Annotated in this window: 18 protein-coding genes; 5 read left to right on the forward strand and 13 right to left on the reverse strand. The window is 67.8% G+C overall.

Annotation, left to right across the window (positions count from 1 at the left end; translation table 11 throughout):
• Positions 1-16: 16 nt before the first annotated feature.
• Genes AC07O3_RS10615 through imuA form a run of 3 tightly spaced genes read right to left on the reverse strand, consistent with a single transcriptional unit; the run spans position 17 to position 5,517 of the window.
• On the reverse strand, positions 17-3,385 hold the full coding sequence (locus tag AC07O3_RS10615) for an error-prone DNA polymerase (RefSeq protein WP_495339258.1): 3,369 nt from the start codon (positions 3,383-3,385) through the stop codon (positions 17-19).
• Positions 3,378-4,742, reverse strand: coding sequence for a Y-family DNA polymerase (locus AC07O3_RS10620; RefSeq protein WP_495339259.1), 1,365 nt, complete (start codon positions 4,740-4,742; stop codon positions 3,378-3,380). The genes AC07O3_RS10615 and AC07O3_RS10620 overlap by 8 nt, the downstream gene beginning before the upstream one ends.
• Positions 4,711-5,517 (reverse strand): translesion DNA synthesis-associated protein ImuA, encoded by an 807-nt coding sequence (gene imuA / locus AC07O3_RS10625; RefSeq protein WP_495339260.1) that lies wholly within the window; start codon positions 5,515-5,517, stop codon positions 4,711-4,713. Before imuA ends, AC07O3_RS10620 begins: the two co-directional genes overlap by 32 nt.
• Before the next feature lie 98 nt (positions 5,518-5,615).
• On the opposite strand from imuA, the gene AC07O3_RS10630 reads away from it, so the two are divergent.
• Complete coding sequence (locus tag AC07O3_RS10630) at positions 5,616-6,551, forward strand: aldo/keto reductase (protein WP_495339261.1); 936 nt, start codon at positions 5,616-5,618, stop codon at positions 6,549-6,551.
• Here AC07O3_RS10630 and AC07O3_RS10635 read toward each other — a convergent pair.
• From AC07O3_RS10635 to AC07O3_RS10665, 7 genes are all read right to left on the reverse strand, one after another.
• A complete protein-coding gene (locus tag AC07O3_RS10635; protein ID WP_495339262.1) occupies positions 6,538-7,509 on the reverse strand; it encodes a Bug family tripartite tricarboxylate transporter substrate binding protein in 972 nt (323 codons plus the stop codon). The genes AC07O3_RS10630 and AC07O3_RS10635 overlap by 14 nt on opposite strands.
• 15 nt (positions 7,510-7,524) lie before the next feature.
• Complete coding sequence (locus AC07O3_RS10640) at positions 7,525-8,652, reverse strand: porin (RefSeq protein ID WP_495339263.1); 1,128 nt, start codon at positions 8,650-8,652, stop codon at positions 7,525-7,527.
• A gap of 118 nt (positions 8,653-8,770) precedes the next feature.
• The gene (gene ilvD, locus AC07O3_RS10645) at positions 8,771-10,471 is read right to left on the reverse strand and encodes a dihydroxy-acid dehydratase (protein ID WP_495339264.1); all 1,701 of its coding nucleotides are present in this window, start codon (positions 10,469-10,471) and stop codon (positions 8,771-8,773) included.
• On the reverse strand, positions 10,468-10,926 hold the full coding sequence (locus tag AC07O3_RS10650) for an aconitase X swivel domain-containing protein (protein ID WP_495339265.1): 459 nt from the start codon (positions 10,924-10,926) through the stop codon (positions 10,468-10,470). The genes ilvD and AC07O3_RS10650 overlap by 4 nt, the downstream gene beginning before the upstream one ends.
• On the reverse strand, positions 10,923-12,218 hold the full coding sequence (locus AC07O3_RS10655) for an aconitase X (protein WP_495339266.1): 1,296 nt from the start codon (positions 12,216-12,218) through the stop codon (positions 10,923-10,925). The genes AC07O3_RS10650 and AC07O3_RS10655 overlap by 4 nt, the downstream gene beginning before the upstream one ends.
• Positions 12,219-12,271: 53 nt before the next feature.
• Positions 12,272-13,114: an IclR family transcriptional regulator gene (locus AC07O3_RS10660; protein WP_093073402.1), complete on the reverse strand. Its 843-nt coding sequence runs from the start codon at positions 13,112-13,114 to the stop codon at positions 12,272-12,274.
• Between the two features lie 85 nt (positions 13,115-13,199).
• On the reverse strand, positions 13,200-14,660 hold the full coding sequence (locus AC07O3_RS10665) for an FAD-dependent oxidoreductase (protein ID WP_495339267.1): 1,461 nt from the start codon (positions 14,658-14,660) through the stop codon (positions 13,200-13,202).
• Positions 14,661-14,815: 155 nt separating this feature from the next.
• On the opposite strand from AC07O3_RS10665, the gene AC07O3_RS10670 reads away from it, so the two are divergent.
• Together AC07O3_RS10670 and AC07O3_RS10675 are read left to right on the forward strand one after the other, a co-directional pair.
• Positions 14,816-15,811 (forward strand): Bug family tripartite tricarboxylate transporter substrate binding protein, encoded by a 996-nt coding sequence (locus AC07O3_RS10670; protein ID WP_495339268.1) that lies wholly within the window; start codon positions 14,816-14,818, stop codon positions 15,809-15,811.
• On the forward strand, positions 15,808-16,815 hold the full coding sequence (locus AC07O3_RS10675) for a Bug family tripartite tricarboxylate transporter substrate binding protein (protein WP_495339269.1): 1,008 nt from the start codon (positions 15,808-15,810) through the stop codon (positions 16,813-16,815). Before AC07O3_RS10670 ends, AC07O3_RS10675 begins: the two co-directional genes overlap by 4 nt.
• A gap of 3 nt (positions 16,816-16,818) precedes the next feature.
• Here AC07O3_RS10675 and AC07O3_RS10680 read toward each other — a convergent pair whose 3' ends face one another.
• Positions 16,819-17,679, reverse strand: coding sequence for an alpha/beta fold hydrolase (locus AC07O3_RS10680; protein ID WP_495339270.1), 861 nt, complete (start codon positions 17,677-17,679; stop codon positions 16,819-16,821).
• The gene (locus AC07O3_RS10685) at positions 17,676-18,236 is read right to left on the reverse strand and encodes a cytochrome b (protein WP_093055740.1); all 561 of its coding nucleotides are present in this window, start codon (positions 18,234-18,236) and stop codon (positions 17,676-17,678) included. Before AC07O3_RS10685 ends, AC07O3_RS10680 begins: the two co-directional genes overlap by 4 nt.
• A gap of 143 nt (positions 18,237-18,379) precedes the next feature.
• Here AC07O3_RS10685 and AC07O3_RS10690 point away from each other — a divergent pair, with 143 nt between their 5' ends.
• A complete protein-coding gene (locus AC07O3_RS10690) occupies positions 18,380-19,837 on the forward strand; it encodes a glycosyltransferase family 2 protein (protein ID WP_495339271.1) in 1,458 nt (485 codons plus the stop codon).
• Between the two features lie 2 nt (positions 19,838-19,839).
• Here AC07O3_RS10690 and AC07O3_RS10695 read toward each other — a convergent pair whose 3' ends face one another.
• Positions 19,840-20,673 carry a DODA-type extradiol aromatic ring-opening family dioxygenase gene (locus AC07O3_RS10695; protein ID WP_495339272.1) on the reverse strand — a complete coding sequence of 278 codons (834 nt, stop codon included), beginning with the start codon at positions 20,671-20,673 and terminating at the stop codon, positions 19,840-19,842.
• 111 nt (positions 20,674-20,784) lie between these two features.
• Here AC07O3_RS10695 and AC07O3_RS10700 point away from each other — a divergent pair, with 111 nt between their 5' ends.
• Positions 20,785-21,729 carry a LysR family transcriptional regulator gene (locus AC07O3_RS10700; protein ID WP_495339273.1) on the forward strand — a complete coding sequence of 315 codons (945 nt, stop codon included), beginning with the start codon at positions 20,785-20,787 and terminating at the stop codon, positions 21,727-21,729.
• Positions 21,730-21,739: the final 10 nt, after the last annotated feature.

The raw sequence follows: 21,739 nt of genomic DNA on the forward strand, positions 1-21,739 counted from the left end.
TCGTTCCCTTCCCGCGTCAATGAAAGTCGCGGCTCGTGTTGCTCTGCGCGAGCCGGCCCATGAGCGGCGTCAGGTCCCTGAAGCCCGTGGCGATCAGGTGCTGCACCTTGCCGCCGCTGTCGTCGTCGCGCTGCCACGTGCCCTGCACTGCGAGCAGGTGCGACTTGAGCAGCGGCTCGCGCCAGGCCTCGATGACATGGCTCCAGACGATGACGTTGACGTTGCCCGTCTCGTCCTCCAGCGTGACGAAGATGGTGCCGTTGGCGGTCTGTGGGCGCTGCCGTCCCTTGACGATGCCGCAGGCGCGCGCGGTCTGCCCGCTGGGCAGCGAACGCAGTTCGGCCGCGCTCATGAGCTTCATGCGCGCAAGGCGCGGGCGCAGCAGCGCGAGCGGATGGCGGCGCAGCGTGAGACCGAGCGCCGCGTAGTCGCCGACGATCTCCTCCCCCTCGGGCGCGGCCGGCAGCAGCAGCGCCTGCTCGTTGATCGGCACGCCCCGCAGCAGAGCCGGCGACCGGTGCTGCGCGGTGGCGTCCCACACCTGCTGGCGCCGATGGCCCGAGAGCGACATCAGCGCATCGGCGGCGGCCAGCGCGGCCATGTCCTTGCCGTCGAGTTCGGCGCGCAGGGCAAGGTCTTCGGTGCTCGTGAAGGGCGATTGGTCGCGTGCTTTGAGCAGGCGCTCGGCGCCACCCTTGCTGAGGCTCGATATGCGGTTCAGGCCCAGCCGCACCGCAGGCTGGTTCTCGTTGCCGAGGCGGTCGATGTAGCGTGGATCGATGCCTGGAGAACGCAGCGCATCGGGATCACGGGCTTCGAGCGTGGTGTCGAGTTCGCTGCGCGTGACGTCGACCGGGCGCACCTCGACGCCATGGCGACGTGCGTCCTGAACGAGCTGCGACGGGCTGTAGAAGCCCATCGGCTGCGAATCGAGCAGCGCGGCGAGGAAGCAGGCAGGTTCGTAGTTCTTGAGCCAGCTGCTCACCGTTACCAGCAGCGCAAAGCTGGCGGCGTGGCTTTCAGGGAAGCCGTAGTCGCCGAAGCCCATGACCTGCTTGAAGATGGCCTCGGCAAAGCTGGCCTTGTAGCCGTTGTCGATCATGCCATTCACGAGCTTGTCGTGGAACTTTCCGAGACCGCCCTTTCGCTTCCATGCCGCCATGGCACGCCGCAGTTGATCGGCCTCGTCGGCCGTGAACTTGGCCGCGATCATGGCGATCTGCATCACCTGCTCCTGGAAGATCGGAATGCCCAGCGTGCGCTCCAGCGCGGGGCGTAGCTCATCGTCTTCGTAATGGATCGGCAATTTCTTCGCCACCCGCTCCCGCTGCTTGAGATACGGATGCACCATGCCGCCCTGTATAGGCCCGGGCCGCACGATGGCAACCTCGATCACCAGGTCTTCGTACGTGCGCGGCTTCAGGCGCGGCAGCATCGACATCTGCGCCCGGCTCTCGATCTGGAACACGCCGATGGTGTCGGCGTCGCAGATCATGTCGAACACCTTCTGGTCGTCGCTCGGTATCTGGTGCATCTCCAGCATCGAGCCTCGCCAGCGATTCATGTGAGCGAGCCCCCGGCGGATCGCGCTGAGCATGCCGAGCGCGAGCACATCGACCTTGAGCATGCCCATCGCTTCGAGATCGTCCTTTTCCCACTGGATGACGGAGCGGTCTTTCATCGACGCCTTCTCGACCGGTACCAGCCGCGTGAGCTTCGTGTGCGTGAGCACGAAGCCGCCCACGTGCTGGCTCAGGTGGCGCGGAAAGCCCTTGAGCCGCTGCGTCATCTCGATCCAGTGCATCAGCTTGAGTTCGTCCTCCTCGACACCGACGCGCGCCGAAGCCTGGCGCAGTTGCTCGCCGAGCACTGTCTCGTCGAACCAGTAGTGGTCTTTCGCGAACTCGTCGATCAACCGCTCGTCGATGCCGATGGCCTTGCCCACGTCGCGCAACGCGCTGCGTGCGCGATAGCAGATGACGACGGCGGCGATGGCGGCACGGTCGCGGCCATATTTTTCGTAGATGTACTGGATGACTTCTTCGCGCCGCTGGTGCTCGAAGTCGACGTCGATGTCGGGTGGCTCACGGCGTTCGCGGCTCAGGAAGCGCTCGAACAGGAGCGTGCCCTTATCTGGGTCGATAGCTGTGATGCCAAGGCAGTAGCACACCGCCGAGTTCGCGGATGACCCACGCCCTTGGCAAAGGATCTTCTGCGATTTTGCGAAGCCGACAATGTTTTCCACCGTGAGAAAGAACATCTCGTATTCGAGGTCGATGATGAGATCGAGCTCCTTGCGGACCTGCCGGCAAACGCTCTCCGGAATACCCGAGGCATACCTTTCAAGCGGATACCTTTCGAGTGCCCCTTCCCACGTCTTGCGCACCAGCGTCTGCGCCGGCGTCTCGTGGCTGCCCACGCTTTCCAACGGGTACTTGTAGTTCTCCCGGATCACTTCCGGATCGAACCTGCACCGCCCGGCCACCAAAAGCGTGTTCGTCAGCATCTCCTGAAAATAAAGTTCCGCCAGCCGCATGCGCGGCCGCAGATGCCGCTCGGCATTCGACTGCAGCGCAAAGCCGCATTCGGCCACCGTCTTGCCTTCGCGCACCGCCGTCAGCACGTCGTGCAACGGCTTCTGCGAGCGCACGTCCATGCGCACGTCACCGGCGGCCACGAGCGGCACGCCTGTTTCCTCGCCCGCCTGCATCAGCGTGACGAACCAGAGGTCATCGTCGAGTTCGTTGAACAGCTCCACGGCCAGCCAGAGGTTTTCGCCGTACAGCGCCTTGGCGGCCATCAGGTCTTCGTGCAGCGTCGCAACATCCATCGCACCGCCGGGGTTGCGATGCGGCACGAAAAGAACCTGGCAGTGCTGCAGCGAAGCCACGTCGCTGTCTTCCCAGCTCACGCGGTACTCGCCCTTGGGCAATTCGGTGTTGCGCGCGGCGGTGATGAACTCGCACAGGTTGCCCCAGCCCTCGGTGTCGTTTGCGATCACCACGAGCTTGAAGCGCTCGAACTGGAACTCGCTGCCGAACAGCAGGCGGAAAGCGGAGTTACGCGGGATCTCCGGCTCGTCGGGATGCTCGCGCTCGTGCTCGGCCAGCTTCGCCGGAAGGTCGCGCAGGGCCACATGGGCCCGCACGATGCCCGCCACCGAGCATTCGTCGGTAATGGCAAGCGCGATATAGCCGAGCTGGTAGGCCCGCTCCACCATCTGCTCCGGCGTCGAAGCGCCCCGCTGGAAGCTGAAGTTGGTCAGGCAATGCAGCTCGGCATAGTCCGGCAGCGTCGGCGCGGCTTTTTTGCGCAGCGGCAACGGCAGCGCATGCACCTTGGCCGAGTTGCGCCCGCGCAGTTGCTTGCCGCTCAGGTCAGGCATAGAAGCCCTGCAGATACCAGCGCACCTCGCCGGAAGAAAAGCGCGCGGCGGGCCGCTCGCGAAAGATCCACACCAGCCCGGCCTCGGGGCTTTCCGCGACGTAGTAGTCGCGCATCGCGGGCTGGCCGCCGTCTTCCTTGTCGCCCCACCAGCCCGTCTCGACACGCTGCGGCCCGATCAGCCTGCTCAACGGGCCGCGGTAGCACGGGCGCTCGCCGTCCATTTCGAGCAGCAGCGGCTCGGGCAGCAGCCACGGCGGGTAGATGGCATCGGGCTGCGAAGCCGCGGCCCTTGCGGCCTTTGCCTCCTTGCGGACCTTGTCGCCGGGCTCCTTCTCCTTTTCTTTCTGCAGCGCGGGCCGCCATGCCTGCTTGCGCTCGGGCCGGTGGTCGGCCTGCGCCGACGGCACCACCACCTGCTGCGCTCCGAGCCGCACGCTGAGCCGCTCGACCATCTCGTGCAGCCTGTCGCCCTTGCGGTTGTCTTCCGGCAGAAAGCTGGTGCTGGCGCCAGCCCACGGATCGGTTTCGAGCGTGCGCAGCCTGAGCCAGCTCGCGGGCGCGGCCAGCGTGGTGAGGGCCAGTTTTTCGGACAGCAGGCGGCGCAGGTGCGCCATGTCCTGCGTGGGCTCGGCCGTGCGCACGGTGACCTGCTGGTGCGGCGGCAGGTTCACGCCATTGAAGCGCTTGAGATCGAGCGTCCACTCCAGTTCGAGCGCGCGCGCACCACGCTGGCGGGCACGCAGCCAGATCTGCAGGGCCGACAGCAGCCGGTTGGCCGACCACATGAGTTCGGGCGCGGTCTCGGCCAGTGCGGGCAGCTCCAGCTTCTGCTCGAACACGTCGGGCAGCGTTAGCCAGGCATGGCTTTCGGGGCGCAGGCCCCATGCGGCGTCGAGCGCCTCGCGCAGCCCTGCGCCGAAGCGCCGAGTGAGGCCGCCGCGCGGAAGCGCCGCCACCTCGCCCCAAGTGCGGCAACCCAGGCGCGCAAGCAGGTCGAGGTGTTCGCGCGCGGCGCTCAGCGTGTCGAGAGGCAGTCCGGCCGGCACCTCCTGCGGCCGCTTTTCCTGTCGCACGAACAGGCGCAGCCGGGCCAGCGCGATCAGGCTCGTGGCGCCCTGCGCACCCTGCATGCGAACGTCGGGCGCGGGGTTGTCGGCAAGCAACTGGCGCATCAGCTGCAACCGCCCGCCCCACAGGCGCTCGCAGGCGGAGACTTCGAGCATCAGTGCCTCGTCTTGCCAGGCCACGTGGGGCGTGTACTGCAGCGCCCACCAGCCCAGCGCTTCGGGCGTGGGCAAGACAGGAGCATCGGGCGTGTCGGCGTCAAGCGACCACCGCAAGGCGATCCAGTGCATCCGGGCCTCCTTTCCACGCGTCGATGCGCACCACGGTCGCCGAGGTTGCCGACTCGCCGGCCGGCACCGTGCCCAGTTGCTGCAGACGCAGCTTGCGGCGCAGCCGGGCGGCGGCCAGCAATGCGGTCATGCGTTCGTTGCGCGCCGGCAGCATCACCGGCGTGGCCAGCGGCGGGCCACGACGCTTGAGGATGTGCAGCTCGATCTGCGACGCATCCGCTTCGCAGCGCCCGGCACGAATGCGCAGCCGCGCCGGCGAGGCAGACAACGCAACCGATTCTGGCCGGCACACGAACAGCAGCACCTCGTGCTGCGCAGCCGCCAGCTGCAGCCGCCGCAGCTCACCCACCCGCGCCTGCGGCAGCCAGGCCACGACGGCGGCGATGTCCGCGCAGCGCAGTGCCTGCTCGCAGGCCCACAGCCGCGCGGCCGGGGCCTCGCTCCTGACCCACATCAGGGCCTCCACCGGCAGCCCCTGCGCCGCGAGCGACGGCCCGCAAGGCTCATAAGGCGCGCCGACCAGCACCACCGGCCCGCCCCGCGCTTGCACCGCCTGCGCCAGCGCGGGCATCAGCAGCCGCCAGACATGAGCCTCGGGCGCGGCCTGCAGCAGCTCCGTCATCGCCCCGACCGGCCAGCCGCCACCCGGCAACTGCGCGTCGAGCGCAGTGTGGCCGGTGGCGACGACCTGCGCGTCGGCCAGGCCGAGTTCGTCGGCATGCCAGACGCCACGGCCTGCGGCAGCGGAAAAGGAGTCGAGGAAAGGAAGGCCCATGGTGAAGACTGTTAACTGTATTTTTATACAGTATTTCATGACCCACAACAAGAAAGCTGCTTTTCTCTTTTTGCCCCATCGTCGGATACTGGCCGCCGATGCCGCCCTCGAAGGATTTCCCTCTCACCCGCGCCGAACTGCTGCGCCTGGGCGCCGCGCTGTGCGCAAGCGCCGCGCTCCCCGCCTCCGCACAACCGCAGAGCAAGTCCGCCATGAACACCCGCCCCATCCCCTCCACCCAGGAAGCCCTGCCCGTGATCGGCTGCGGCACCTGGATCGGCTTCGACCAGCGCCCCGGCAGCGAGGAATACAAGCGCCTTCCCGGCGTGCTCGACGCCCTGTTCGCAGCCGGCGGCACGATGATCGACAGCTCGCCGATGTACGGCCGCTCCGAGGAAACCACCGGCGAACTGCTGACCGCAGCGAAGCAGCGCGACAAGGCCTTCCTCGCCACCAAGGTCTGGACCTCGGGCCGCGAGGCCGGCATTGCGCAGATGGAGCAATCGTTCGCGCGGCTGCGCACGCAGCGCATGGACCTGATGCAGGTGCACAACCTCGTCGACTGGCGCACGCACCTCGCCACGCTGCGCGGCTGGAAGGAGAAAGGCCGCGTGCGCTACATCGGCATCACGCACTACACGGCCTCGGCCTACGACGAGGTCGAGGCCGTGCTGCGCGCCGAGAAGCTCGACTTTCTGCAGATCAACTATTCGCTCGACGCGCGCGAGGCCGAGCAGCGCCTGCTGCCGCTGGCGGCCGAGCGCGGCGTGGCGGTGATCGTCAACATGCCTTTCGGCGGCGGTGGCCTGCTGCGCCGGCTTCGCGACAAGCCGCTGCCCGCGTGGGCCGGCGAGATCGGCTGTACGAGCTGGGCGCAGGTGCTGCTGAAGTTCGTGCTGAGCCATCCGGCGGTGACCTGCACGATTCCCGGCACCAGCCGCGGCGAGCACATGGCGGACAACGCCGCGGCCGGCGCGGGCACTTTTCCCGATGCAGCCTTCTGGCGCCGCGAGGCCGCCGCTATTCGAACTTGACGTTGTGCTCCCGCACGGTGGCGCCGAAGGCGTCGTACTGCGTGCGGAAGAACTCGGCGAACTTCGCGGGGCTCATGCCGTAGCCCTCGAAGCCCTGCTGCACCAGTTGGGCATGCACGTCGGGCCGCTTGAGCGTGTTCTGCAGCTCCAGCGAGAGCTTGTCGGTAATCGCCTGCGGCAGCCCCGGCGGCCCGAAGAAGCCGGCCCATGGCGTGATGGTGAGCTTGCCCAGCCCCAGTTCGCCGCCGGTCGGCACGTCGGGCAGCAGGCCGCTGCGCTGCGGCAGCAGCGTTACCAGCGCGCGGATGCGCCCTTCCTTCACGAAGCCCGGCGCCAGCGTGCCGGTGGTGAACATCATCTGGATCTGGCCGCCCAACAGGTCGGTCATGGCCTGCATGTCGCCCTTGTAGCGCGCGTTGACCACCTTGCGGTCACCCAGCAGCTGCAGCATCGCAAGCTCCGAAGCGCTGTTGCTCGATGCCGAGTTGTAGGCGCCCGGCTTGGCCGAGACCATTGCCAGCAGTTCGTTCACGCTCTTCACCGGCAGGCTCGTCGGCACCACGAGGAACATCGAGAACTGCCCGGCCGAGCTGATCGGCGTGAAGGCCTTGAACGGGTCGTAGGGCGGCGTCGGCCGCAGCGTGGGCGCCGCCACCATCGCAGTGTTGGTGCCCATCAGCAGCGTGTAGCCATCAGGCCTGGCCGACGAGGTGGCCTGCGCCGCAAGCACGCCATCGGCGCCGGGCCGGTTCTCCACGATCACCTGCTGGCCGAGCTGCTTCGACAGCCCCTCCGCGATGATGCGCGTGAGCACGTCGGCGCCGCCGCCGGGCGCGAAGCCGACGATCAGCCGCAGCGGCTTGTTCGGATATGCGTCGGCGCTCCAGGCCGCCGCGCCGGGCAGCATCGCGGCCGCAAGAGCCGGGAGCACCGCCATGGTCAGGGTTCTGCGTCGCATGAAAGGCTCCTTGGTTCAGAAGAGATGCCGCACACCGAATTCCCACCCCGACGAGCGCTGCCCTGCGCCCGGTGCAACGCCGCCGCTGACCACATAGCGGGCCTGCCCGCTGTTCATCAACCGCGCATACGTGCCGTAGAGCGCGGTGCGCTTGGAGAGGTTGTGCACGTAGCCGATGCCGAACTGCCGCGCGTCGTCGCGGTTGCGCGGCATGCCGTTGGCGTTGCGCAGGCTCTCGTCGCTGCGGTCGTCGAGGTAGGCATAGCTGATGCGGATGCGGCCGACCTCGAAAGCCGGAATGTGCGCACCGATCTCGGTGGTGTTCTTGCGCACCGTGCCGCCCGCGAGCTTCACCGTCACCTTGTTGTAGAGCGCGAAGAACTTCGCGAAGCCCGCATCCCACGAGCCGCCGATGTTGGCGTGCGTGTAGTTGCCGATGGTTGTGGTGGCGTCGAAGTGCGAGCGCGTGACGGCCGCCGCGATGTCGAACGCGCCCGAGGCGAAGCCGAAGCGCGCGCCGGCGAAGTTGCCGTCGTCGCGGTTCGCAACGGTGGAGTCGTTCTCGCCGGTGCCGACCATCGCCATGCCATAGAAGCCGCCGATGTTGGGCGGTAGCCAGTAGCTCACCGTGTTGCTGCCGGTGATGGCCGTGGGCAGCGGCCCGGTGCCCGCGCCCGCGAAGGTGAGGTTGCCCGCGCGCGCCACGCCGTTGGCGTTGAAGGGGTCGAAGTAGATGCTGTTGTAGTGCGTGGGAATGAAGTCGTGGCCCAGCCGCACTTCGCCCAGCGTGTCCGACGAGAGGCTCACGAAGGACATGCGGTCGAAGGTTATGGGCCCTGCCGCGCCCGCGCCGCTCGTCTGGTTGTTGGTGTTGCTCGGCCGGCCGGTGCCGTTGTCGGGGTTCAGGCTGCCTTCGAGCCAGAAGCCCGCGCGCAGTCCGCCGCCCAGGTCTTCGGTGCCGCGAAATCCGAGCCGGCTGGTCGAGAGCCCGCCGTTCGACAGCGCCTTGACCGAGCCGCTGCCGGCGCCGCTCGTGTACTGGATGCCGAGGTCCACCACGCCGAACACGGTGACGCTGGATTGCGCATGCGCCGCGCCGCTGCTTGCCAGCCCCAGCGCCGACCACATCAAAAATCTCTTCATGGTTTTTGTCTCCTGCTTCTTCTCTTCGGTTGAAAAACTCTGGAATCGCGCGCAGGGCTGCGCCACCGGGTGCGAACGGGGGTTCGCACCGGTTGGCGAAGGCCGGGGTGGAAAAGGTCTAGCTCGAGGGCTCGGGGCGTTCGGTGCGCACGAGCACTGCGCCCTTGGAGAGCGGACTCACGTTGCGCCGGTACTGCTGCAGCCAGCCGGTGTCGAAGGCCGGCGGCGGCGCCTGCCAGTCGGCGCGACGGGCCTGGAGTTCGGCGTCGGTCAGCGCGATGTCGAGGCGGCGCGCGTCGAGGTCGATGGTGATCACGTCGCCGTCGCGCACCAGCCCGAGCGGTCCGCCCAGCGCGGCTTCGGGCGACACCTCGGCCACCACGAGCCCCTTGCAGACGAGGCCCGAGAGATGCCCGTCGGTGAGCAGTGCGACCTGGTCCCCAAGGCCCGCGCCATCGACAGCGAAGACCACGCGCGACGCACCGCCACCCATGGCCGGGCCGCCGCAGGCGCCGGCGCCGCGCATCACGACCACCTGGCCGGGCACGATCTCGCCCTTCTTCAGCGCAGCGATGGCCGCATCCGAAGTCCAGAAGCACACGGCCGGCCCGGTGAAGCGCCGCACCTTGCGCTCTGCGATGCCGGTCTTGATGAGGCCCGATTCGGGCGCGAGGTTGCCGCGCAGCAGCACGATGGCCGGCAGCGGTGCGACCGGGCGGTCGATGGGGCGGATCACTTCGGCGTCGGCCACTTCGGCGTTGCGCAGGCTCTCGGCCACGGTGCCGCCTGTGACCGTCAGCGCGCTGGTGTCGAGCAAGGGCTCGAGCTGCTTCATCAGCGCGCGGCAACCACCCGCTGCCTCGAAGGCTTCGATGGAATGCTCGCCGATGGGCCGCACGCCGGCCAGCACCGGCGTCGTGGGGCCGAGGCTTTCGAAGAGGCCGTACACGTCGACGCCGCACTCCCCTTCGGTCGCTATCGCCTGCAGGTGCTTGGCGGTGTTGAGCGAGCCGCCGACTGAAAGCACCGCACGCACCGCGTTGACGAAAGCGCCGAGCGAGAGGATGTCGCGCGGCTTCAGGTCGTCCCACACCATCTGCACGATGCGGGTGCCGGCTGCGCGCACGTCGGCCATCATCTTCTGGCTCAGCGCCGCCACCGGCGCACTGCCGGGCAAGGCCATGCCAAGCGCTTCGCAGACGATGTGCATCGAGTTGGCCGTGCCCAGGCCCGAGCACACGCCCGGGCCGCGGATCGCTTCGCGGCTCATGCCCACGAGCTCTTCCACCGGCAGGTTGCCGGTGACAGCGTGCATCGCGCCGATGAACACTTCCTCGATATCCATGTGCCTGCCGCGGTACTCGCCGCTGGGCTGGTAGCCGCAGGGCACCAGCAGCGTCGGAATGTTGAGCCGAGCGGCAGCCATGAGCTGGCCCGGCACTGTCTTGTCGCAGGAGGTGAGGCACACCATGCCGTCGAGCTGTGCGCCTTCGACCGCCACCTCGATGTCGTTGGTGACCAGGTCGCGCGCACCCAGCATGTAGGCGCCGCGCGCGCCGGCGCCGGTGATGAAGTCGCTGGGCGCTGCCGTGCGGATCTCGAAGGGAATGCCGCCCGCGGCGCGGATCGCGGCCTTTATCTCCCCCGCCACGCGGTCGAGATGGCTGAAGCAGGCGGCCAGTTCCGACGAACTGTTGACGACGGCGATCTTGGGCTTCTCGCAATCCTCTTCCGGAATGCCGAGCGCGCGCCAGTGCGCATTGCGCACCGACCACAGGTAGGAGCCGCGCGGGAAGTTGCTGCGCAGGGGGCGGGTCATGAGCGATCTCCGGATATGTTGTTCTTCTTGGTGATCTCGATCACGCCACGATCGGCGTCCACGCGCACCCAGTCGCCGGTTGCGATGCACTCGAGCGGGTCGCGCTCGAAGTCGGTCATCGAGGGCGAGTGCGTGACCACGGCGCCCAGCGCCATCTTGGTCGTCATCTCGTTGAAGAGGAACGCTGCCGGCGCCGAGTTCATGAGCCGCGTCATGTGGAACATCGCCGACCAGCCCGACGAGCCCTTGGCTCCCGGAAACACCAGCACCTTGCCCGCGAAGCTCTGGCCGCGCAGTTCGTGCCGCGTCTCGATGACGGTGCCGGTGCGCGGATCGATGCCGCCCCAGCCCGAGATGCGGTCGCGCGTGACCAGGGCCTCGCCCTCGGCTACGCCGCCCACCACCTTGCGGCCACGGATGACGATGGTTTTCTCCGTGATGACTGCGTCGCTCATGCGTAGCCTCCGTTCCAGCGGCCGGTGCAGGCGGCATCGATGCATTCGGCCGTGCTGCCGAACCAGGCCTGCACACCGAGGATGGCGGGCAGGTAGTGGGCCTGCTTGGCCGAATCGAGCGCCACGGTCTTCGTGCCCTTGGGCACGGCGCGGCTCATGGCGGAGCAGCTGTCGCTCATGATGATTCCGCCCGCGTCCTCGATGATCTTCGTGTAGCCGTTACGGTCGGCCAGCGACTTGATGGCGCGCGGCGTGAAGATCCACAGCTCGCAGCTCGGATGCACCTTGCGGCCCTCGATGAGCTGCGCGGCCTCCCAGATCTGCTCGATGGTGTAGTGCGGGCAGCCCAGCATCACGTACTGGATTTCCGAGTCCTTGCCCGTGACGTTGATCTTCTCGTAGGTGGCGCGGCGCTCGGTCTCGCCGTAGCGCAGCACCTCGACCGGGGCACGCCCGCCGAGCGCCTGTTCGAGCGAGAGCGCCTCGGGCGTGATGCCGGCAATGTGATACATCTCCACGCCGCCCGATGAAGATGCCGCGGCGCCGAAGTGCTTGAGCCGCGGCAGGTTCGGCACGCGGCCAATGCCGCGCTTGCTGTGCACCACCGGCACGCGCTCCTGCACGTGCTCGCCGATGTAGTAGCCGAGCAGGCCCCAGTCCTGCACAGACTCGACCTCGATGTCTAGCTCGACCACGTGCGTGGCGCGGCGGTTCTCGTCGAGGTGGTAGCCCCAATACGGAATGCGGCCGGTGAGCATGGCGGCACCCGTGCTCTCGCGGCCTTCGGTGTTGGTGCGCGCGCCCAGCACCGAATTGCAATACACGACCGCCGACGACTCCATCCACGCGCAGTGCTCGCCGCGCGTCGGGATGTTGCCGACCTGGTAAGGCGTGCAGGTGTTCATGATCTGCGCGCCCAAGCCGGCAGCGTGCCGCTCGCTCTTGTTGTAGAACTGGACGATCTCCTCGCTCACGCCCATGCGCTCGGGCTGGCCGGGGTCGAAGCCCAGCTGCAGGTGGCTGGTGAAGACCTTGAACTTCGGAATCTCGACCGTTTCCTGGCTGTCGAGGCTGAACTCGGAGAACACCGCATCCATGCCGCCGCCCTTGGCAAGCGCAAAGTCGCGCTGGAAGGGCGTGGTCGAGGTGATGGTGGCGCAGACGTTGCGCGTCTCGACCAGCCGCTCGGCGCCCAATGCCTCGCCGTAGCGCATCAGCAGGTCCATCGCCTTCTGCACGGCCGGGCCGTCGCGCCCGTCGTACATGGCTTTTTCTTCATCGCTCAGGTGCATGGCCTGTGTCTCCGTTCTTCTGTGTCGTGGGGGGTGAACCCCGGCCGGGCCTGCTAGCCCGGCGAGGGTGTGGGCACGTGGCCGCCGATATCGCGCGCAATGCTCAGCGCGATGTCGTGCAGGCGCGGTGCGAGTTCGTTGCGCAGGCGCTCCTCGGTGAAGACGAAGGCAGCGCCGCCGCCGTTGAGCGCCATCACTTCGCCGTCAGGCCCGATGAGGGGCACCGACACGGAGTTGATCTCGCGGTGGAATTCGCCGAGCGACAGGCAATAGCCCAGCCGCTTCGATTCGCCGATGGCGCGATTCATGTTCGGCGCGATGCTGTCCCACTCGGGGCCACGCAGCAGGCGCATCGAATCGATCAGCTGGTTGCGCTGCACCTCGGGCAATGCCGAGAGGTACGAGCGGCCGAGGGCAGAGTTGGCCAGCGGCGCGCGCGAGCCCACGTCGAGCCGCGCCGAGAGCATCGACGAGCGCGGGCGGCAGGCTTCGATGAGCACCATCTCCATGCCGTCGCGGATCGCGAGGTAGACCGAGGCACCCACCTCCTCCGCCATCGCCTGCATGCTGGGCCGCGCTGCGGCGCGCACGTCGAGGCTGCCGAGGAACACGCGCGACAGCGACACCACGCCCGGCCCGAGCATGAAGCGGTCGGCCGCCTGCGCGGGCTTGAGCATGCCCAGCGAGAGCAGCGTGGCGACCAGCCGGTTGACGGTGGGGCGCGGAATACCGGTGATGCGCGCAATGTCGGCATGGCCCAGCACCGGGCGTTCTTCGCTGAAGCAGCGCAGCACCGAGATGCCGCGCTCCAGCGCGCTCACGGTGTCGGAGCGCTCGCCGCGCACTTCCACCGGTTCGGCCGCGGAAAAGGAGGTGTCGTTTTTTTCAGTGGACATGGAGGGACCCTTTGCAAGACTCTTCTCAGGACTCTCCAATGTAGAGGCTTGCGAAGAGAGCGCGTCCGGGGTCATGGCCGATGGCTCAGACGCCGGCTTCGGCCGTTGCAGGCGACGCCGCGCCCTGCCCAATTCCGGGTGCCCCGGCTCGCAGGTACACGCCCTGGGCCAGCAGTTCGGACTGCAACGCACCCACGTCGATGAAGCGCGGCGCGATGCCGCCGCGCGATGCCAGCGCCGCCGCCACGCCCGCGGCCTGGCCGGTGATCCAGCACTGGGGAATCTCGCGCATGAAGCCGTGCGAGTTGCGGTCGCACGAAATGTGGCGCCCGCAGGCCAGCAGGCCGTCGAGCTTCTGCGGCACCAGCGCGCCGTAGGGAATGGAGATGTTCGGAAACTTCGGCGACACCGCGGGCGACACGCCGATCTCGTCGGCCAGCGGCACACCGTCGGGCCACTGGCTGCGCAGCACCGAGCCCACGCCGCTCAGGCGACGCGCATGGCGCACGCCGATCTGCGGCGCGCTCAGCATCAGGTAGGCATTCTCGAAGCCCGGTGCATGGGAGCGGAAGTAGTCCAGGTGTGCGGCCATGGCGCGGTGCGAGCGCACTTCCACGGCAGTGAGGTCGTCCACGTCGAGCGCCGAGTAGCCCGACTGGCGCGGCCCCATGAAGAGGGCAACGTCGTTGCGCCACGAGACGAAAGGCCGCTCGAACAGGCCGCACTGCTCGCGGCCGCCCGCCATGAAGGCGGTGAAGGCCTCGGGCTGGCCGGCCTTGAACTCGATCCAGCGGTTCATGTCCACGCCGCCGAAGAGCCACGAGGTGTTCATGCAGTGGTGCACGTCGGCCTCTTCGATGTCGTTCACGTAGTCGGCGCCGGCCCGGGCGAACAGGTCGCCGTCGCCGGTGGCGTCGACCACCACGTCGGCCATGATGGCCATGCGGCCTTCCTTGCTCTCGAACACCACGCCCTTGACGGCACCGTCCTGCACGATGGGAATGGCGGCCCACGAGTGGTAGATGAGCTTGACCTTGCGCTCCAGCACGATCTCTTGCGAGAGCAGCTTCAGCCGCTCGGGGTCGATGGTGGGCGACCAGGTGACGACGCCGTGATAGGCGGCAGTGCGCTGCGACCAGTGCGCGGCCTTGGCCGTGTCCTGCGAGCCCCAGTCTGCAGGCGAGGGGCCGGCGATGGCGTCGGCCGGCAGTCGGTCGAACAGCTCTTCGGCGAAGCCGCGGATCACCAGCTTGCCTTCCCAGTCGGTCATGCGGTCGATCCAGATGACGAGACCGCCGGTCGACAGGCCTCCCAGGTGGTTGTAGCGCTCCAGCAGCGCCACGTCGGCGCCCGCGCGGGCCGCTGCTGCTGCGGCCGCCGTGCCCGACGGGCCGCCTCCGACCACCAGCACGCCGCAGCGGTGATAGACCGGAATGCTCTTGCCGGGCTCGGCCCAGCTGCCGTGGTCAGGCCGCTTGACGCGGCTGTCGCGGTCGAAGATGTCGGAAGACAGGATGCGCTCGTCGGTACGGACGACAGTTTTCATGAGTGCGTTCTCGGCTTGGCTTGTTTCTTCGTATTTTGATTTCACTTTCCATTTTGTCAAACTCAAAAGCCATATCTCTGGGGTATTCCCTAGTAAATATGGATTTTTATGGTTTTCAAGATCAATATAGAAAGAGAAATCCAAAGGAGACATCGATGAAGAAACTTCACGGCACCCGCCGTGCCTTCGGCTCGGCCCTCGGCGCCGCAGCCTTCCTGGGCCTTGCATCACTGGCCGTGGCACAGGACTTTCCGGCGCGCGGCAAGCCCATCCGCATCGTCGTGGGCTTCACCGCCGGCGGCGGCACCGATGCGCAGGCGCGCATCGTGGCGCAGAAGCTCGGCGAGGTGCTGGGCACCAGCGTGATCGTCGACAACAAGCCCGGCGCCAGCACCATGCTGGCAGCCAACGAGGTGTCGCGTGCCCTGCCCGACGGCTACACGCTGCTGTACGCGCCCTCGTCCACCATGGCGCAGAACCCGCACACATTCGCCCAGGTGCCCTACGACCCGTTCAATGACTTCACCGCCATCTCGATGGGCGGGCGCGGGCCGCTGGTGCTGTCGCTGAGCACCAGCGTGCCGGTGAACAACGTGAAGGAACTGGTGGCCTACGTGAAGGCGCACCCCGGCAAGGTGAGCTACGCCTCGTTCGGCGCGGGAACCTCGTCGCACATCTACGGCGAGGCTTTCGTGAAGAAGACCGGCATCGACGCGGTGCACATCCCGTACAAGGGCGGCTCCGACGCGGCGAAAGACCTGATCGGCGGACGCGTGCAGTACATGTTCGACTCGGCCTCGTCGGCCATCATCACCTCGGCCACGGGCAAGGTGAAGATCCTCGCGGTGGCCGCCAACGCGCGCATTGCCGCGCTGCCCGACGTACCCACATTCGCCGAGCAAGGCTACGCGGGCCTCGATCTGCCGAGCTGGCTGGGCTTCTACGGGCCGGCGCGCATGCCGGCGCCGGTGGTCGAAAAGCTCAACACGGCGCTCGCGAAGGTGCTGGCGATGCCGCAGGTGCGCGAGTTCTATCGCAGCGGCGGCTACGAGGCGGGGGGCACCACGCCGGAGGAATTTGCCGGCATCACGCGCACGACCTACGACAGCTGGGGTGCGATGGTGCAGCAGGTCGGGTTGGCCAAGCAATGAGCGGCATGCGCTCCCTTCTTGATCGCCGCCGCTTTACCGCCTGGCTTGCGCTCGGTGCGGCCATGCCGCTGCTGGCAGCCCATGCCGCCGCTCCTTTTCCGGACAAGGGCCGCACCATTCGCATCGTGCTGGGCCTGGCGGCAGGTGGCGCGTCGGACTCGCAGGCACGCTTCGTCGCCAACAAGCTCGCCGAGGTGCTGCAGACGCCGGTGATCGTCGAGAACCGGCCCGGCGCGAGCTTCATCCTTGCGACTGAAGAGGTGATTCGCGCCGCGCCCGACGGCTACACCTTCATGTATGCGCCCTCCTCCGTGGTGGCGCAGAACCCGCAGACGCTGGCGCAGGTGCGCTACGACCCGTTCAAGGACCTGACACCGATCTCGCTAGGCGCGCGCGGGCCGCTGGTGCTGACCGTGCATGCGAGCGTGCCGGCGCGCACGGTGCAGGAGCTGGTGGCGTACATCAAGGCCAACCCGGGGAAGATGAGCTACGCCTCCTTCGGCACCGGCACCTCGTCGCACATCTACGGCGAGGCTTTCGCGCGGCAGGCGGGGTTGGACGTGGTGCACGTGCCCTACAAGGGCGGCGCCGACGCCGCAAAAGACTTTCTCGCAGGCCGCGTGCAGTACTACTTCGATGCCGCGCCCAACGCCATACAGAACACGGCCACCGGCAAGGTGCGCATGCTGGCCGTAGCGGCGCCCAAGCGCAGCCCGATGCTGCCCGACGTGCCCACCATGGGCGAACAGGGCGTGAGCGGCGTGGACATGCCGAGCTGGCTGGGTTTCTATGGGCCGGCGCGCATGCCGGCTCCGGTGGTCGAGAAGCTGCATGCCGCGCTGGCGCAGGTGCTGGCGATGCCGGCCACGCGCGACTTCTTCCGCCAGGGCGCGTACGAGGCCGAGTCGTCGAGCCCCGCGGAGCTGGCCGCGCTGACGCGCGCGACCTACGAGCAGTGGGGCGACATCATCCGCAAGCTGGGGCTGGTAAAGCAGCAGCAATAGGGTTCAGCGAAAGAACTCCAGCAGCCGCGCATTGACTTCGTCGGCGCGCTCGTACTGCGCCCAGTGCCCGGCGCCGTCGATCACCACGCCTTCGCGCCCCGGGCCTTCGGCCACCAGCCGCGCCACCAGCGGGCGCGGGTCGGCGGTGACGTCGTACTCGCCCCACAGCAGCAGCGTAGGCACGCCCAGCGTACCGAGCGCCTGCTGCAGCCCGCCCGACTGCGACACCTCCTTGCTGCGAAAGCGCGTGCCATGGCACGAGATGTCATGGATCTCGAAGGCCAGCGCGTCGATGGCTGCCGGGTCGTGCAGCATCAGCGCGGCCAGGTTGTTCAGCAATGCGGCGCGTTCCGCCTCTCGGTCTGGGGCGGCGCGCCAGTTGATCATCTGAGCCGTCATGCGCCGCAGCGTGCCGTGGCCGCCGCTGCCCACGAGCGCGAAGCGGCGGATGGCTCCGCGTCGCACTGCGAACCGTGCAGCCGTCAAGCCGCCGAAGGAGAAGCCGCCGAGGTCGATGGGCGTGCCCGCGCCGATGAGCTGATCGAGCGTGCCGCCGAGCGCATCAAGCAGCGGTGGCAGCGAGTCTTCGCCCGGCGCCACGCGCGGCGGCGCATCGGATTCGTTGAAACCTGGCATATCGGGCAGCCACAGCGTGCGGCCTGCCGACAGCGCCTCGGCGTTGCGCAGCCAGTGCATCCAGCTACCATGGCCGCCGTGCAGCAGCACCAGCGGGGGCCGGGCGGTGTCGGTACCGAAGCGGCGCCAGCGCACGCGCACGCCCTCGTGCACCGGGTCGTAGTGGGTCGACAGCGCGTCGATGCGGGCGATGGCCTCGCGGCCCTCGGTTTCTTCTTGTGTGGTCATGGCAGCATCCGCTGGAGTTCGGCCTCGCCGTCGAAAAACTGGTGCTTGAGCGCGCCCAGCACGTGCAGCGCGAAGAGCACGTACAGCACATAGCCCGCCCAGACATGCACGCCGCCCAGCACGGTGTGCCAGGTTTCCTTCATGGTGGGCTCGATGGCCATGATCCAGCCGATGCGCGGCCATTCGAACAGGCCGAAAAGCTGCATCGGGTGGGTGGCGGCGTCTTTCCAGGCCGAGTCGTGCATCCAGCCCGACAGCGGCAACAGGATCATCAGCAGGTACAAGGTGCCGTGGGCCGCATGCGCCGCGAACCGTTCGAGCGCACCGTACGAGCCCGGCATGGCCGGCGGCTTGTGCGTGGCGCGCCACAGGAGCCGCAAAATCACCAGGCCCAGCACCGTGATGCCGATCGACTTGTGGGTGTCGACGGCCGGGCGCACCCAGTCGTCGGGATAGTAGTCGACCAGCAGGATCAGGGCGATGTTGACGGCCATGAGCACGGCTATCAGCCAGTGCAGCGCGATCGCGGTTCGGGTGTAGCGGGTTTGTGCGAGCATGCGGGGAATTTTCGGGCGTGGGGCGACTCAGTCGATGACGCGTGCGATTGTCCCGGCTTTGCCTTGGGACTTTCGAAACCGCAGGCCGAGTTTTTGCGTATCGACAACGAACCACCGACCGACAGCCGCCCGGGCACCTTCCCTTGAACGATCCTTTCCAAAGCGCCTTCGTGGCCGCATCGCCGCGCCTGTCTCCACCCAGCACGCCGCTGCGAAGCTGGCTCATTCATGGAGGCGTGCTCGTGCTGTGGGCACTGCTCTTCGCCATGGCCTTCAAGGTCGGCAATGTCGGAGCCTGGTCGGTGGGGGTGGCCTACGTGCTGTACGACACCGTGCTGCTGCTGTTCGTCGCCTGGATGACGCTGCCGATATTGCGGCCCCGGCCCTCGCCTTCCCCTGCAGCCGCGGTGAGGCGCAACACGCTGGGCGTGATCGTCGCCTCGCACAACGAGGCAGCCGTGCTGCCCGTGACGCTGGCCGCCCTGCTCGGCCAGACCGACGCACCCGACCGCATCGTGATCGCGGACGACGGTTCGACCGATGGCACGGCAGAGCTGCTGACCACGCACTACGGGCTCGTCGCGCCCGAACTTGGTTCGCTGAGCGCTGCCAGTGCAACACACCCCTCTCTTTACTGGCTGCGCCTGCCGCACGGCGGCAAGGCGGTTGCACTGAACGCGGCCGTCCTGTGCATCGACACCGACACCGTGCTCACGGTCGATGGCGACACGCTGCTCGACAGCCATGCCATCGGCGCCGTCCGCCGAGCCTTCTCCGAAGAGCCGAACCTCGTCGCCGCCACCGGCGTCATCACCCCGGTGTGCAGCCGCTCGCTGGCCGGCCGCTGCTTCCAGTGGTTCCAGACTTATGAGTACATCCGCAACTTCCTCTCGCGCTATGCATGGATGCGCGTCAACGGCCTGCTGCTGATCTCCGGCGCCTTCGCCGGCTTCAGGACCGACGCGGTGCGCGCCGTGGGCGGCTTCGACACCGACTGCCTGGTGGAAGACTACGAACTCATCCATCGCCTGCACCGCCATGCGCAGGCGCACGGCCTGCCATGGACAGTGCGCGTGCTGGGCGACGCACAGGCACACACCGATGCCCCGAGCAGCACCGGCGCCTTCCTGCGCCAGCGCCGCCGCTGGTTCGGTGGCTTCCTGCAGACGCAGTTCTGGTATCGAGCGATGGTTGGTGACCGGCGCTACGGCTGGCTCGGCGTCGCGATGCTGCCGGTGAAGGCCGTCGACACGCTGCAGCCGCTCTACGGCCTGGCCGCCTTCGGGCTGCTGCTGATGTATCTGGTGCGCGGCAACTTCGGCGTGCTGGCGCCGGTGGCCGGCGTGATCGGCGCGAAGATCGTGCTCGACCTCGCCTTTCACCTGTGGTCGGTGTACCTGTACCGGCGCTGGATCGGCCACAGCAGCGAGGCGAACATGGCGCAGGCCTTCATGGCAGCGCTGGTCGAGCCGTTCACCTTTCAGATCCTGCGCCACACGGGTGCAGCCTGGGGTTGGTGGACTTTCCTGACGGGGCGCGGTACGTGGGGGCGGCAGACGCGCGTGGGGCTGGTAGATGCCGACGGCGCGCGGCGCAGTTAGCTCTACGCGCCGAAGCGGAAGCTCGACACCACCAGACCGCCCATGAAGGCGTCTTCGTGGTACACGCGCTCACCGGCATCTGCCTCGGCCGCCCCGACGGCCACCATCAAAGGAATCAGATGCTCTTCACGCGGATGCGCCATGCGCGCCGCCGGGGCTGAATCCCAGTCGAGCAATTGCGCGCTGCGCTCGCCAGCGGAGCTCTTCACCACCGCCTCATCGAGCCAGTCGTCGAAAGCCTTCGACACCCCATGCGCCTGCGGGCCGAAGTTGCGCAGGTTGTGATAGCTCAGCCCGCTGCCGACGATCAGCACGTTCTCGTCGCGCAGCGGTGCGAGTGCGCGGCCCAGCGCCAGGTGCTCGGCCGGGTCGAGCCCGCGCCGAAGCGACAGCTGCACCACCGGCACGTCGGCCTTCGGGTACATCGCGGCCATCGGCGCGAACATGCCGTGGTCGTAGCCGCGCTCGGGATCGATCTGCACCGGCAGGCCGGCAGCAGCGATCAGCGACTGCACGCGCTGCGCGAGTTCGGGCGAGCCGGGCGAGTCGTAGTGCACCTCGTAGGTATGGGCCGGGAAGCCGCCGTAGTCGTAGATCATCGGCGGCTTGGGGCTGCCCTGCACCGTGAAGGCAGGCGCCTCCCAATGCGCCGACACCATGAGGATGGCGCTGGGCGTGCGGCCGATCTGGCGTGGCATGTCGGCCAGCGAGGCGGCGAGCTGGTCGTAGGTCGGGCCCATTTCCTTTTTCATCCAGGGCCAGGGGCCGCCGCCGTGCGAGATGAAGTACGTGGGCAGGCGCGAAGCGTTGTTCGCGGTGGTGTTGTCGTGGGTCAAGCCGATGCTCCTTGAAAGCGTTGCATCGACTGTAGACATTTCCTGCCGAGAAATCGACAGGCTACGATGCATCGAATCAGTTCCTCACAGGAAATCTTGAAGGGGGTTCTCATGGACCGGATGACCAGCCTGCGGGTGTTCCGCGAAGTCGTGGAGGCCGGCAGTTTCGTGGCTGCGGCTGAGCGGCTGAACATGTCGCCGCCAATGGCCAGCAAGCACGTGGCACAGCTTGAGAAATCGCTCGGTGCGCGGCTGCTGCACCGCTCCAGCCGCCACCTCAGCCTGACCGAGGCTGGCACCGCCTGGTACGAGCAGAGCCGCCGCGCACTCGACCTGCTCGACGCGGCCGAAGCCGCCATCGGCCAGACGCACGACACGCCACGCGGCCAGCTCAAGGTGAGCGCGCCCGTGTGGTGCGCCACGCCGCGTTTCGCGCGGGTGCTGGCCGACTATCGCGAGAAGTACCCGGAGGTGCTGGTCGACATGCACCTGGAAAACCGCAAGGTCGATCTTGCGGCCGACGGCTACGACCTGGCCTTGCGTGCCACGCAGGAGCCCTCGCCCGCCTTGATCGCCAGGCCGCTGTGCCGCGTGCCCTTCTTCCTGGCGGGCACGCCGGCCTACCTGAAGCGCATGGGCGGCGCACCCGAAGTGCCGGCCGACCTCGCGAAGCTGGGCGCCATCGTGCCGAGCTACGTGAACCTGGACAACCTCGCGCTCAAGGGCCCGGGCGGGCGGATGTTTCCGCTGCGGCTGGCGCCGGCCATGCGCTCCGACGACACCACGCTCACGCTGCACGCGGTGCACGCGGACATGGGCATCGCCTTCATGCCGCTGTGGCTGATCGACGACGACATCGCGCAGGGCCGGCTGGTGTGGCTGCTGCCGGAGTTCGAAGCCACGCCCGTCACGCTTTTCGCGGTGTACACCAGCAGGCAGTACATGTCGCCCAAGCTGCGTACTTTCATCGACTTCCTGGGCGAGCGGCTGGGCCGGGATGCGCCACCGAACGCACCTTTTCGGGGCAAGGTCATGCAGGCGCGGCTACAGTCCTGAGCTCTCCGGG

This window comes from Variovorax sp. GW821-FHT09D05 (genome assembly GCF_059416325.1).

What these genes read in the sequence shown, in the direction of transcription:
- AC07O3_RS10615 (WP_495339258.1), bottom strand. Translation starts at nt 3,385, where the DNA reads ATGCCTGACCTGAGCGGCAAGCAACTGCGCGGGCGCAACTCGGCCAAG.
- AC07O3_RS10620 (WP_495339259.1), bottom strand. Translation starts at nt 4,742, where the DNA reads ATGCACTGGATCGCCTTGCGGTGGTCGCTTGACGCCGACACGCCCGAT.
- imuA (WP_495339260.1), bottom strand. Translation starts at nt 5,517, where the DNA reads ATGGGCCTTCCTTTCCTCGACTCCTTTTCCGCTGCCGCAGGCCGTGGC.
- AC07O3_RS10630 (WP_495339261.1), top strand. Translation starts at nt 5,616, where the DNA reads ATGCCGCCCTCGAAGGATTTCCCTCTCACCCGCGCCGAACTGCTGCGC.
- AC07O3_RS10635 (WP_495339262.1), bottom strand. Translation starts at nt 7,509, where the DNA reads ATGCGACGCAGAACCCTGACCATGGCGGTGCTCCCGGCTCTTGCGGCC.
- AC07O3_RS10640 (WP_495339263.1), bottom strand. Translation starts at nt 8,652, where the DNA reads ATGAAGAGATTTTTGATGTGGTCGGCGCTGGGGCTGGCAAGCAGCGGC.
- ilvD (WP_495339264.1), bottom strand. Translation starts at nt 10,471, where the DNA reads ATGACCCGCCCCCTGCGCAGCAACTTCCCGCGCGGCTCCTACCTGTGG.
- AC07O3_RS10650 (WP_495339265.1), bottom strand. Translation starts at nt 10,926, where the DNA reads ATGAGCGACGCAGTCATCACGGAGAAAACCATCGTCATCCGTGGCCGC.
- AC07O3_RS10655 (WP_495339266.1), bottom strand. Translation starts at nt 12,218, where the DNA reads ATGCACCTGAGCGATGAAGAAAAAGCCATGTACGACGGGCGCGACGGC.
- AC07O3_RS10660 (WP_093073402.1), bottom strand. Translation starts at nt 13,114, where the DNA reads ATGTCCACTGAAAAAAACGACACCTCCTTTTCCGCGGCCGAACCGGTG.
- AC07O3_RS10665 (WP_495339267.1), bottom strand. Translation starts at nt 14,660, where the DNA reads ATGAAAACTGTCGTCCGTACCGACGAGCGCATCCTGTCTTCCGACATC.
- AC07O3_RS10670 (WP_495339268.1), top strand. Translation starts at nt 14,816, where the DNA reads ATGAAGAAACTTCACGGCACCCGCCGTGCCTTCGGCTCGGCCCTCGGC.
- AC07O3_RS10675 (WP_495339269.1), top strand. Translation starts at nt 15,808, where the DNA reads ATGAGCGGCATGCGCTCCCTTCTTGATCGCCGCCGCTTTACCGCCTGG.
- AC07O3_RS10680 (WP_495339270.1), bottom strand. Translation starts at nt 17,679, where the DNA reads ATGACCACACAAGAAGAAACCGAGGGCCGCGAGGCCATCGCCCGCATC.
- AC07O3_RS10685 (WP_093055740.1), bottom strand. Translation starts at nt 18,236, where the DNA reads ATGCTCGCACAAACCCGCTACACCCGAACCGCGATCGCGCTGCACTGG.
- AC07O3_RS10700 (WP_495339273.1), top strand. Translation starts at nt 20,785, where the DNA reads ATGGACCGGATGACCAGCCTGCGGGTGTTCCGCGAAGTCGTGGAGGCC.